The organism is Micromonospora sp. WMMC273 (assembly GCF_027460285.1).
GTDB lineage: Bacteria > Actinomycetota > Actinomycetes > Mycobacteriales > Micromonosporaceae > Micromonospora > Micromonospora aurantiaca.
On sequence record NZ_JAPZBE010000001.1, the window covers coordinates 1,193,142 to 1,205,071 of the forward strand.

Genomic DNA, 11,930 nt, shown 5'->3' on the forward strand with positions numbered 1-11,930 from the left:
CGTGATCCGTACCGGCCCGGCGAGGTGGGAGACCACTTCGCCGGGCCGGCGTGGTTCCGGCGGGGCATGGCCGGGCGGGCAGCGGGAAAGCTGCGGCATGCGGTTGACCGGCGTGTCGCGGGACTCCGCCTGGACCGGGCTCTCGGTGAGCACCACGCTGCCCAACCCGAGCACCCGGCCGGGCCTGCGCCTGCCGGGCCGGGTGACGCTCAGCGCCGGCGGGTCGGACGTGCCGGTCCGGCACATCCGGCTCGGCCTGGTCACCCAGGTCGAACCGGAGGACCCGGAGGCGCCGCGCCGCCTGGTGCAGCTCCGGACGTGGACGATCGCGGGACGGTTCGTGGTGCCGGCCGGACGGCGGCGGGCCGTCGAGTTCGCCGTGCCGCTGCCGTGGGAGTCGCCGGTGACCACGTACGGCGGGGTGCCGCTGCTGAGCCTGCGTACCGGGCTGCGTACCGAGGTGTCGGTGGACCCGGAGGTGGACCAGGGCGCGATGGTGCCGGTGCTGATCCACCCGCTGCCCTCCCAGGAGCACGTGCTCGCCGCGCTGGACACGCTCGGCTTCGCGATCCGGCAGGCCGGGCTGCGCGAGGGACGGCTGCCGGGGGTGGAGCAGACGTTGCCGTTCCAGCAGTGGTACGGCTTCTGGGCCGCCCCGCTCTACGCCGGCCCGATGACCGAACTCGAAATGATCATGCTGACCGACTCGGCCGGCATGGAGGTGCTGCTCTGGCTGGACCGGCGGCTCTCCCTGGCCGGGATCACCCACCAGAGCATCAGCCGGTTCCGGGTCTGGCACGCCGGTGCCGACAAGCGTGACTGGGTGGCCACTGTGGACGGCTGGCTGCGGCACGCCATCGACAGGCACGCGGCCGCCGCCGCGCACGCCGACTGGTCGGCCACGATCCGCGAGTCGGCGCACGTCAGCCGCCCGCCCGACCGTCCGGTCGCGCCGGGTTACGGGCTCGGGGGTACGGCCGGCGGCGCGGGCATCGGCGGTGGCGGCGGAGGCGGCGACGGCACCTGACCGGCGCCGCCGGTCAGCCGGCGGCGAGCTTCAGGCTGAAGCCGAGGAACAGCACCGCGACGGCAGTCGTGCCGCTCGCGGCGAGCCGCCGGCGCTGCCGGAACTGCGCCGCCAGGTACGTGCCGGTGAAGATCAGCACGGTCAGGTAGAGCGCGCTGGCGACCTGGGCGATCACCCCGAGCAGCAGGAACGACAGCGCCGGCCACGCGTACCCGGGGTCGACGAACTGGATGAAGAACGAGACGAAGAACAGGATCGCCTTGGGGTTGAGCAGGCTGATCACCAGCGCCTTCCGGAACGGCTCCCGCTGTTCCGCCGGCTCCACCTCGTCGATCAGGCGCGGCGTGGCCGGGTCGTTGCGGTCGCGCCAGCGCCGCCACGCGCCGCGCAGCATGGCCAGCCCCAGATACCCGAGGTACGCCGCGCCGGCGTACTTGATCACCAGGTAGAGCGGGGGATACGCCTGGAGCAGCGAGGCCACCCCGGCGGCGGAGAGCACCATCAGCACCGCGTCGCCGACGAACACCCCGGCGGCGGCCCGGTAACCGGTGGCCACGCCCCGGCGGGCGGCGGTGGCCAGCACGAACAGCGAGTTCGGGCCGGGCAGCAGCACGATCGCCACGGTGCCCAGCACGTACGTCCAGATGTCGGTGATCCCCAGCACGCCGGACATCATGACGCCGCGCCCGCCGTCGGGCGAAGCCTTTCCCGCAGGCTGACCTGTGCGTTCGGCCACTCCTGCGCGAGCATCGAGTACTGCACGGTGTCCCGCCAGGAGCCGTCGGCGCGCTGCCGGTGCTGCCGCAGCACGCCCTCCCGGCTGGCGCCGAGCCGTTCGATCGCCCGCTGCGAGCGGTCGTTGCGGATGTCCGTGTGCCACACGACCCGTACCGCGTCCAGGTCGTCGAAGGCCCGGCCCAGCAGCAGCAGCTTGGCCTCGGTGTTGACGCCGGTACGCCACCAGGGGCGGCCCAGCCAGGTGTAGCCGATCGCCAGGGCCCGGCGGACCGGGTCGATCTCGTAGTAGGAGGTCGTGCCGATCACCGCGCCGGTGACGGCGCAGCGCTGCACCCAGCACACCTGCTCGCCGCGCTCCTGCGCGTCCAGGTAGGCGGCGATCACGTCGCGCATCTCGGCGGCGTCGGCGGGCTGCGTAACGCCCAGATGCCGCCACACCTCCGGGTCGGCGGTGGCGGCGTACAGCTCGTCGGCGTGGGCGGGGTCGAGCGGCTCCAGCACGACGTGCTCGCCGCGCAGCACGGCCGGTTCGTGCCACGGCGAGCGGGCCGCCCGCAGGTACGCCGGCACCGGCGCGTTCACCCCGGGAGCGGGTTCGGGCCGGCCCGGCGTGAGGCGCAGCGGCACCACACCGGCCCAGTACGGCAGGGTCTCGTCGGCCGGCTCGTCGTTGACGCCGCCGGTGCGCAGCCGTACCGACACCTCCCGCAGCGGCAGCGCCAGCACGGCCGTCTCGGCCAGTTCGCGCCGGTTCGGCGGGCGGCTGTCGGCGGAGCGGCCGGCGGCCACCTTCTCCACCAGCGCGGTCATCACCGCGGCCTTCTCGCCGGCATCCTCGACCAGCCGGGCGGTGCCGTGGGCCACCACCGACCGGTAGTTGGCGCTGTGGTGGAACTGGGAGCGGGCGTAGACCAGCCCGTCGAGGTGGGTGACGGCGACGCAGACCGGCAGCCCGGCCTCGCCCCGGGCGGCCAGCAGCGGCCGGCTGCCGGTGGATCCGTGCAGGTAGAGCGTCTCGCCGATGCGGACGTGCAGGGTCGGCAGGACGCGCGGCTCGCCGTTCACGGTGAACGACAGCGCGCAGTGGTACGCCTCGTCGAGCAGCGCGTGCGCGGTGGCCCGGTCGTAGTGCATCCGGTCGCGGGTGCGGGTGGCAGTGGTGCGTTCGGTCGGGGCGTACACGTGACATCCCACCTTTGTTCTAGTACAATCTTCGAACTGTGGCAGCACAATATCAGGTCACCGGCTCGACCTCCGCCGCGATTTCGGCAAGCGTCGAATCCGGCATCCGCACCGGCGATCTCGCCCCCGGCGACGCCCTGCCCGCCGTCCGCGCGCTCGCCGCCGAGCTGGGCGTCAGCCCGGCCACCGTGTCGAAGGCGTACCAGGAACTGCGTCAACGCGGCCTGGTCGCGACCGCCGGCCGGCACGGCACCCGGGTCCGCCCCCGCCCGCCGGTCGCCGCCCGCCGCGCCGCGCTGCTGCCCCCGGCACTGGCCGGTGGCCGCGACCTCTCCGCCGGCCAGCCCGACCCCCGGCTGCTGCCGCCGCTCGGGCCGCACCTGGCCGCGGTCGCCGCCGAGATCGGACCCCCCGGCGGGTACGCGACCGACGCCGTGCTGCCCGACCTGGCCGCCCTGGCCCGCGAGCGGCTCGCCGCCGACGGGGTGCCGGCCGGCGAGCTCACCGTCACCGGCGGCGCGCTCGACGGCATCGAACGGCTGCTCGCCGCCCACCTGCGCCCCGGCGACGCGGTGGCGGTGGAGGACCCGGGCTGGGCCAACCTGCTCGACCTGATCGCCGCGCTCGGGCTGCGTACCGTCGGGGTGCCGGTGGACGACGAGGGCCCCACCGTGGGCGGAGTACGGGCGGCGCTCGCCGCCGGGGTCCGGGCGCTGGTGGTGACCAGCCGGGCGCAGAACCCGACCGGGGCGGCCGTCTCCGCCGACCGGGCCGACGCGCTGCGGACGCTGCTCGCCGGCCGGGCCGACCTGCTGCTGATCGAGGACGACCACGCCGCCGAGCTGGCCCGCGTACCCCTGCACCCGCTCGCCGGGGCGACAGCGGCGTGGGCCTTCGTCCGGTCGGTGAGCAAGCCCTACGGGCCCGACCTGCGGCTCGCGGTGCTGACCGGCGACGAGGCCACGGTGGCCCGGGTGGCCGGGCGGGCCCGGGTCGGCGCCGGCTGGGTCTCCACGGTGCTGCAACGCCTGGTCGTGTCGCTCTGGCGCGACCCGGCCACCGCCGAGCTGGTCCGGCGCGCGGCGGACAGCTACGACAGGCGGCGCGACGGGCTGGTGGCCGCGCTCGCCGCGCGCGGGGTGGCGGCGCACGGGCGTACCGGGATCAACGTCTGGGTGCCGGTGCCCGACGAGACGGTGGCGATCACGACGCTGCGCGACGCCGGGTGGTCGCTCGCCCCCGGCGGCCTGTACCGGATCGCCGCCGCCCCCGCCGTGCGCGTCTCGGTGAGCGCGCTGGACGAGGCCGACATCCCCGCGCTCGCCGACGCCCTCACCGCGGGAGGGAAGGGCCCCCTCTTAACGCATTCGGTATAGGAAGGGCCCCTTCTCGACACCTGCGGACAGCGCGGCGGGCCGCTCGCGTGCGCGCCGCCCGACGGGGTAGAACGATCGGCATGGCCGAGACCGAGAGCGCACCCGGCGCACAGGAGTTCATCCCGCCGTCGGCGGACACCATCGACGAGCTGCGCGCCGCGGCGGGCGACTGCCGGGGCTGTGAGCTGTACCGGGACGCCACCCAGACCGTCTTCGGCCGCGGCGACGAGCACGCGCGGGTGGTCTTCGTCGGCGAGCAGCCGGGCGACATCGAGGATCAGAAGGGGCTGCCGTTCGTCGGGCCGGCCGGGCGGCTGTTGCGCAAGGCCGTCGACGACGCGGCACTCGACCCTGCCCAGATCTACCTGACGAACGCCGTGAAGCACTTCCGCTTCGAGCTGCGCGGCAAGCGGCGCATCCACCAGACCCCGGACCGCGTGCACGTCACCGCCTGCCGGCCGTGGCTGGTCGCCGAGTTCGCCCGGCTGCGCCCGGAGATCGTGGTGGTGCTCGGCGCCACCGCCGCCAAGGCGCTGCTCGGCCCGAGCTTCCGGGTGACGAAGCAGCGCGGGGAGCTGCTGCCCTGGCCCGCCGCCGCCCAGCACCCGGAGGACTTCGAGCGGGTGCCGGTCGACCGGACGGGCGCGGTCGCCGACGCCCCGGCGGCCCGGCTGCTCGCCACCATCCACCCGTCGGCGGTGCTGCGCGCCGACAACCAGGACGTCGCGTACGAGGGCCTGGTCGCCGACCTGAAGGTGGCCGCCAAGGCGCTGCGCTGAGTCAGGAGCGCTGCTGCCAGGTGCAGAGGCAGACCTGGTTGCCGTCCGGGTCGGCGAGCACCCAGAAGCTCGGCGCCTCCGCGTCGCTGACCAGCGTCCCGCCGGCCGCCAGCGCGGCGGCGATGCGCGCGTCCACCTCGGCCGGGTCGACCCACACGTCCGGATGCCACCGCTGCCGGGGCTCGTCCCGGCCGGAGCGCTGGAACCAGACGGTGGGCAGCACGCCGTCCGGGTCGCGTACCTCGTCGCCGTCCGGGCCGGGCGGCGCGCCAGGCGCCAGGACCGCCCGCCAGAACGGCAGGACCGCCGCGTGCTCGGGGGTGTCCAGCGCGAGCTCCAGACGGGACAGCCCGGCCGCCGACAGGGTCAGCCCGGAGTCCGCGGCCAGCCCCGAGATGAGCCGGGCCAGCCGCAGGTCACGCTGCGTCACCACGCCCGCGTCGTGCGACCACAGCCGCACGTCCACGTGGGTGTAGCGCAGGTCCAGATCCGGATGATGATCGACCCGCTCGGCCTCCGCGCCCACCGCGGCCACAAACGCCAGTCCGGCCGCGAAATCGGGGGTACGGATGCGCGTCTGCAACGCGCCCAGCAGGTACGTCCACCCGTCCAGCCCGGCCTCGGCGACCTGTCTCCCCGTGAGTGTGCTCATCCGGCCATCCTGGTCTGTCCGCCGCCCGTCCGCCACCGTCCACAGAGGGCTCACGGATCGACACGCAGGGATACCATCCGGGCATGGCCGACTCCCGACCTCGTGTGTCACTGCTCCGGTTCGGCGCTCCCGGCCCGTACGTGGCCTCCATGCTGTTCGCCGGTCTCCTCTGGCTGCCCATCCGGCTCTGGGAGGAGTGGGACGGGTCCGCGCAGGTCGCGGTGGTCCGTGCCGGTCTGGGCGCGGTGATCTGGGGGTTCGCGCTCTTCTTCACGCTGAGCCGGTTCGGGAAGCCGCGTCCCGCCGAGGCGGAGCGGGCCGCCGCCTGGGCGGTCACCGAGACCGCGCTGCGCCGGGGCGAGCCGCCCGCCGACGAGGCGGGGCGCGCGGCGGTGGCGGACAACCTTGCCGCGGTACGCCGGGGAGCGCTGTTCGGAGCGTTCGGCGGCGTGGTGCTGCTCGGCCCGCTGATCGTGCTCGCGATCCGCGCCGGGTGGGAGTTCGCCGCCGCCGGGTTCGGGATCATCCTGGTCGCGATCCTGGCCGAGGTCGTCCGTACCGGCCGCCGGGAGCGCCGGCTGCGAGCGGCGCTCACCCCTGTCCAGGGCGGGTGAGCGGTGCCAGACTTGCCGGCATGGAGCAGCATCTCTACGAGCCCGTCCACGACGAGTTCCGTGACCTGTGCCGCCGGTTCCTGACCCGGGAGGCGGTGCCGCACCACGAGCGCTGGGAGGCCGACGGGATCGTCGACCGGGAGGTCTGGCGGGCGGCCGGCGCGGCCGGGCTGCTCGGCCCGGACGTGGATCCCGAGTACGGCGGCGGCGGGCAGCGCGACTTCCGGTTCAACGCGGTGCTGGACGAGGAGATCGTCGCGGCCGGGTGCACCGGTCTGGGGTTCGGGCTGCACAACGACGTGGTCGCGCCGTACCTGACCGAGCTGACCACCGGCGACCAGCGCAAGCGGTGGCTGCCGGGCTTCTGCTCCGGCGATCTGGTCACCGCCATCGCGATGAGCGAGCCGGGCGCGGGCAGCGACCTGGCCGGCATCCGCACCAGCGCGGTCCGCGACGGCGACAGCCTGGTCCTCAACGGGCAGAAGACGTTCATCACCAACGGTGAGATGGCCGAGCTGGTGGTCGTGGTGGCCAAGACCGCACCGGACCAGGGCGCGCACGGGGTGAGCCTGGTCGTGGTGGAGAGCGGCACGCCGGGCTTCAGCCGGGGCCGCCGCCTGGCGAAGGTCGGCCTGAAGGCCAACGACACCGCCGAGCTGTTCTTCGACGACTGCCGGGTGCCGGCGGAGAACCTGATCGGCACCGAGAACCACGGCTTCTACCACCTGATGGCCAACCTGCCCCGGGAGCGGCTGAGCATCGCCGTCGCGGCGGTGGCGGCCTGCGAGAAGCTGCTCGCGCTCACCATCGAGTACGCCCGCTCCCGCGAGGCGTTCGGGCGGCCGATCGGCCGGTTCCAGCACAACCGGTTTCTGCTGGCCGAGCTGGACACCGAGGTCACCATCGCGCGCACGTTCGTCAACCACTGCGTCGCCGAGTTCAACGCGGGCCGCCTCTCGGTGACCGACGCGGCGAAGGCCAAGTGGTGGACCACCGAGTTGCAGACCAAGGTCGCCGACCGGTGCGTGCAGCTGCACGGCGGCTACGGCTTCATGGCGGAGTACCCGGTGGCGAAGGCGTGGCTCGACAGCCGGGTGCAGACCATCTACGGCGGCACCACCGAGATCATGAAGGAGATCATCGGCCGGGGCCTCGGCCTGTAGCGAAACCGGGTGCCGGCCGGACGGGCCGGTGCGGGAGGATGGGGCACCCGTCCCCACCAGGAGCGCCGCATGTCCACCGACCTGACCGCGCCGGCCCCGCCCCGGCCCGACGTCGCCGGCATCCAGCGGCGTACCGTCCGGCTGCTCTTCCTCACCCAGATCATCGGCGGCATCGGCGTCACCATCGGCATCTCGGTCGGCGCGCTGCTCGCCGCCCGGGTCGCCGGCACGGCCCTGGCCGGGCTGGCGCAGAGCGCCGGTGTGGTCGGGGCCGCGCTGCTCGCCATCCCGGTCACCCGGCTGATGACCGCGCGGGGCCGGCGGCCGGGGCTGGTCCTCGCGTACGCGGTCGGCGCGGTCGGCGGCGTGCTGGTGGTGGTCGCCACCGTGACGCGCCTGGTGCCGTTGCTCTTCGTCGGCATGCTGCTGTTCGGCGGCGGCACGGCGGCCAACCTTCAGGCCCGCTACACGGCGGTGGACCTGGCCGAGCCGCAGCGCCGGGGACGGCAGCTCTCGCTGGTGGTGTGGGCCACCACCATCGGCGCGGTGGCCGCGCCGAACTTCGCCGCGCTCGCCGACGAGACCACCCGGGGCTGGGGCCTGCCGGCGCTGGCCGGCCCGTTCGCCTTCAGCGCCGTCGCGTTCACGCTCACCGCCGTCGTACTCCTGGTCCTGCTGCGGCCGGACCCGCTGCTCACCGCGCGCCGGCTGACGGCGGCCGAGCCGGCGCCGGGCGCCGCACCGGCTGTCGCCCGCCGCGGTGGCATGGCCGCCGCGTGGCGCACGGTACGCGGGCGGCCGGCCGCCCGCCTCGGCATCGCCGCTGTCGCGGTGGGGCACCTGGTGATGGTCGCGGTGATGTCGATGACCCCGGTGCACCTCGGTGAGTGGCACTCCGACGCGGACGTGCTACCAGTGGTCGGCCTGGTGCTGAGCCTGCACATCGCCGGCATGTACGCGCTGTCGCCGGTGGTGGGGTGGCTCACCGACCGGTTCGGCCGGCGGCCGGTGATCCTCGGCGGGGTGGCGCTGCTGCTGGCCGCGTGCGCGGTCTCCGGCACCTCGGGGCACAGCACACCGCTGCTGTCGGTGGGGCTGGCGCTGCTCGGGCTGGGCTGGTCGGGCACGATGGTGGCGGGCTCGACGTTGCTGTCGGAGTCGGTGCCCACCGCCGACCGGCCCGGCGTGCAGGGCCTGTCCGACCTGCTCATGGGGCTGGCCGGGGCGGGCGCGGCGGCGGCGAGCGGGTTCGTCATGCGAGCCGTGGGGTACCCGACGCTCACCCTGCTGTCGGCGATCGCCGTGGTGCCGCTGGTGGCGCTGGCACTGCGCCGTACCGGCACGGCACCACTCGACGAGGAGGACTGAACACGTGCGGCTGACCGACTTCTGGACGCGGCTGGAGGAGGCGTTCGGCCCGGGGTACGCGGCCAGCATCGCCAGCGATCAGGTGCTGTCCCAGCTCGGCGGGCGGACCATCGAGCAGGCCCTCGCCGCCGGTGAGGAAACGCACGTGGTGTGGCGCGCCGTGGTCGCCGCCTACCCGGACCGGGTGCCCGCCCGACTACGCTGAGCAGCCTTTTCGTCGATCCCGCGTGTCGCTTGCCCAGTCGTACACCTGTTCGGCTATTGTCCACAGCGGGGTGCTCGTCCACAGCTCACGGCCCGTCGGCTGGTTTTCTGTCGGACCCAGCGCCTAGCGTGTCCCGCGTGACGCGAAGCTCAGGAAAGACGCCGGCGAAGGCAGGGGTGGCAACGATGGCAGCAGGGCCTGACCGGGAGAAGGCGCTCGACCTTGCTCTCGCTCAGATCGACAAGCAGTTCGGCAAGGGTTCGGTGATGCGGCTGGGGGAGCGGCCCGTCGTGCAGACGGCTGTCATCCCGACCGGCTCCATCGCGCTCGACGTGGCGCTCGGCGTGGGCGGTCTGCCCCGCGGCCGGGTGGTCGAGATCTACGGTCCGGAGTCCAGCGGTAAGACCACAGTCGCGCTGCACGCGGTGGCGAACGCCCAGCGGGCCGGCGGCATCGCCGCGTTCATCGACGCGGAGCACGCGCTCGACCCGGAGTACGCGCGGGCCCTCGGCGTCGACACCGACGCCCTGCTGGTCTCCCAGCCGGACACCGGCGAGCAGGCGCTGGAGATCGCCGACATGCTGGTGCGCTCCGGCGCGATCGACATCATCGTGATCGACTCGGTGGCGGCCCTGGTGCCGCGCGCCGAGATCGAGGGCGAGATGGGCGACAGCCACGTCGGTCTCCAGGCCCGGCTGATGAGCCAGGCGCTGCGGAAGATCACCGGCGTGCTCAACAACACCGGCACCACCGCGATCTTCATCAACCAGCTCCGCGAGAAGATCGGCGTGATGTTCGGCAGCCCGGAGACCACCACCGGTGGCCGGGCGCTGAAGTTCTACGCCTCGGTCCGGCTCGACGTGCGCCGCATCGAGAGCCTCAAGGACGGCACCGACGTGGTCGGTAACCGCACCCGGGTCAAGGTCGTGAAGAACAAGGTCGCCGCGCCGTTCAAGCAGGCCGAGTTCGACATCATGTACGGCAAGGGCATCTCCCGCGAGGGCTCGCTGATCGACGTCGGCGTGGAGCAGGCGATCATCCGCAAGTCCGGCGCCTGGTACACCTACGACGGTGACCAGCTCGGCCAGGGCAAGGAGAAGGCCCGCGAGTTCCTCCGCGAGAACCCGGACGTGGCGGCCGAGATCGAGAAGAAGATCCTGGAGAAGCTGGGCGTCGGCACCGGTGGTGCCGGCGACGCCGCCGGTGGCCCGGAACTGCCGCCGGTCGACTTCTGATCCGCTGACCCGTGGCAGGACGACGCGCCCGTACGGGCCGGGGCTGGGATGCCGGTCCACCCCGTACGGGCGACGCCACAGGTACGCCCCGGCCTCGCCGGGGGCGCCGTGACCGCGCGGCGGAGCCCGATGCAGGGGAGGCTCCGGCTCCGCCGCGCGACGAGGCCGAGGTGGCCCGGGAGATCTGCCTGCGGCAACTCGCGGTGCGCCCGCGTACCCGGGCCGAGCTGGCCGGCGCGCTGGCCCGGCGCGGCATCTCCGAGGAGGTCGCCGAACAGGTCCTCGACCGGTACGACGAGGTCGGCATCGTCGACGACGCCGCCTTCGCGCGTGCCTGGGTGAGCAGCCGGCACAACGGTCGTGGGCTGGCCCGCCGGGCGCTCGCCAACGAGCTGCGCCAGCGCGGCGTCGACGGCGAGGTGGCCGGCGCGGCACTGGACGGGCTGGACGAGGAGACCGAGGCGCAGACCGCCCGCGCCCTGGTGGACCGCAAGCTGCGCACCGCCAGGGGCGAGCCGGACGCGGTGTTCCGGCGCCTGGTCGGCATGCTGGCGCGCAAGGGCTACCCGGCCGGGGTGGCGATCCGGGCGGTGAAGGACGCGCTCGCCGCGCAGAGCGCCGAGGCGGCCGAGTTCGCCGAGCACATCGACGCGGACGCGCTGGCCGACGCCGAGCACGACCTCGACTCCCGCCGGCTCGACTGACCGACCGGCGGCCGGTGTCGCGGCCGCCGTCCCGAGGGGAGGCGCACACCGTGCTGAAGGCGTGTCTCAACGGCACCCGACGGCGGGACGAGCACCCCGCCGTGCCGCTCACAGCGGCCGAACTGGCCGCCGACGCGGTGCGTTGCGCGGTCGCCGGGGTGGCGGCGGTGCACGTGCACCCGCGCGACGACGCCGGAGCCGAGTCGCTCGACCCGGCGGTGATCGCCGCTGCGGTGACTGCCATCCGGGCCGCCCGTCCCGGCCTGCCGGTCGGCGTGAGCACCGGCGCCTGGATCGTCCCCGACCCGGCCGCGCGGGTCGCCGCCGTCCGCGCCTGGACGGTGCTGCCCGACTTCGCCTCGGTCAACGCCCACGAACCCGGGGCGGCCGAGGTGGCCGCCGCCCTGCACGAGCGCGGCGTGATGGTCGAGGCCGGCCTGTGGACGCCGGCGGCGGTCGATGCCTGGCGCCGCTGGTCCACGCCCACCGGGCGGATCCTCGTCGAGTGCATGGCCGAGCAGGTCGAGACGGCTCTCGCCGACGCGGCGTCGATCCTCGCCGCCCTGCCCGACGGGCACCCGCCGGTGCTGCTGCACGGGGAGGGCCCGGCCACCTGGCCGGTGTACGCGGAGGCGGTCCGGCGGGGTCTGCACACCCGGATCGGCCTGGAGGACACGCTGCTGCTGCCCGACGGCACCCAGACCCCCGACAACGCCACCCTGGTAACCACAGCCCGCACCACCGCCACTCCCTGACCCACCCCGCCCGGCCCACCCACCCGGCCCACCCTGCCCGGGCCCGCCCCCGCCCGCCCCCGCTCGCTCCAGCCCGGTCGATCATGAAGTTGACGGCACTTCCCGTCTGTTTTGTCCAGGCCAACTTCATGA

12 protein-coding genes and 1 pseudogene are annotated in these 11,930 nt (G+C 74.4%); 10 read left to right on the top strand and 3 right to left on the bottom strand.

All coding sequences use genetic code 11. The annotated features are described in order from the left end of the window. Positions 1–97: 97 nt before the first annotated feature. Entirely contained in the window at positions 98–1,027 is a 930-nt protein-coding gene (locus O7611_RS05760; RefSeq protein ID WP_269696327.1) for a sporulation protein, read from the top strand. 13 nt (positions 1,028–1,040) lie between these two features. Here O7611_RS05760 and leuE read toward each other — a convergent pair whose 3' ends face one another. After that, the gene (leuE, locus tag O7611_RS05765) at positions 1,041–1,703 is read right to left on the bottom strand and encodes a leucine efflux protein LeuE (protein WP_269696328.1); all 663 of its coding nucleotides are present in this window, start codon (positions 1,701–1,703) and stop codon (positions 1,041–1,043) included. Further along, positions 1,700–2,947 carry a bifunctional pyridoxamine 5'-phosphate oxidase family protein/GNAT family N-acetyltransferase gene (locus O7611_RS05770; RefSeq protein ID WP_269696329.1) on the bottom strand — a complete coding sequence of 416 codons (1,248 nt, stop codon included), beginning with the start codon at positions 2,945–2,947 and terminating at the stop codon, positions 1,700–1,702. Before O7611_RS05770 ends, leuE begins: the two co-directional genes overlap by 4 nt. 38 nt (positions 2,948–2,985) lie before the next feature. Between O7611_RS05770 and O7611_RS05775 the strand changes: the two genes are divergently transcribed. Continuing rightward, positions 2,986–4,323 (top strand): aminotransferase class I/II-fold pyridoxal phosphate-dependent enzyme, encoded by a 1,338-nt coding sequence (locus O7611_RS05775; protein WP_269696330.1) that lies wholly within the window; start codon positions 2,986–2,988, stop codon positions 4,321–4,323. Positions 4,324–4,343: 20 nt separating this feature from the next. Next, positions 4,344–5,102, top strand: coding sequence for a UdgX family uracil-DNA binding protein (locus O7611_RS05780; protein WP_269698053.1), 759 nt, complete (start codon positions 4,344–4,346; stop codon positions 5,100–5,102). Position 5,103: 1 nt separating this feature from the next. On the opposite strand, the gene O7611_RS05785 is transcribed toward O7611_RS05780, so the two are convergent. Further along, on the bottom strand, positions 5,104–5,754 hold the full coding sequence (locus tag O7611_RS05785; protein ID WP_269696331.1) for a 4a-hydroxytetrahydrobiopterin dehydratase: 651 nt from the start codon (positions 5,752–5,754) through the stop codon (positions 5,104–5,106). A gap of 83 nt (positions 5,755–5,837) precedes the next feature. Here O7611_RS05785 and O7611_RS05790 point away from each other — a divergent pair, with 83 nt between their 5' ends. The 7 genes and pseudogenes from O7611_RS05790 to O7611_RS05820 all read left to right on the top strand — a co-directional run bounded on the left by O7611_RS05790 (position 5,838) and on the right by O7611_RS05820 (position 11,798). After that, a complete protein-coding gene (locus O7611_RS05790) occupies positions 5,838–6,368 on the top strand; it encodes a hypothetical protein (protein ID WP_269696332.1) in 531 nt (176 codons plus the stop codon). Between the two features lie 20 nt (positions 6,369–6,388). Continuing rightward, the gene (locus O7611_RS05795; RefSeq protein WP_269696333.1) at positions 6,389–7,531 is read left to right on the top strand and encodes an acyl-CoA dehydrogenase family protein; all 1,143 of its coding nucleotides are present in this window, start codon (positions 6,389–6,391) and stop codon (positions 7,529–7,531) included. Between the two features lie 69 nt (positions 7,532–7,600). Beyond that, a pseudogene (locus tag O7611_RS05800) lies at positions 7,601–8,913 on the top strand (MFS transporter). Further along, positions 8,904–9,104 carry a DUF3046 domain-containing protein gene (locus tag O7611_RS05805; protein WP_091190932.1) on the top strand — a complete coding sequence of 67 codons (201 nt, stop codon included), beginning with the start codon at positions 8,904–8,906 and terminating at the stop codon, positions 9,102–9,104. Before O7611_RS05800 ends, O7611_RS05805 begins: the two are co-directional and overlap by 10 nt. 185 nt (positions 9,105–9,289) lie before the next feature. After that, complete coding sequence (gene recA / locus O7611_RS05810; RefSeq protein WP_013284729.1) at positions 9,290–10,339, top strand: recombinase RecA; 1,050 nt, start codon at positions 9,290–9,292, stop codon at positions 10,337–10,339. 11 nt (positions 10,340–10,350) lie between these two features. Next, positions 10,351–11,043: a regulatory protein RecX gene (locus O7611_RS05815; RefSeq protein ID WP_047894669.1), complete on the top strand. Its 693-nt coding sequence runs from the start codon at positions 10,351–10,353 to the stop codon at positions 11,041–11,043. Positions 11,044–11,093: 50 nt separating this feature from the next. Further along, positions 11,094–11,798, top strand: coding sequence for a 3-keto-5-aminohexanoate cleavage protein (locus O7611_RS05820; protein ID WP_194802964.1), 705 nt, complete (start codon positions 11,094–11,096; stop codon positions 11,796–11,798). Positions 11,799–11,930 lie beyond the last annotated feature (132 nt).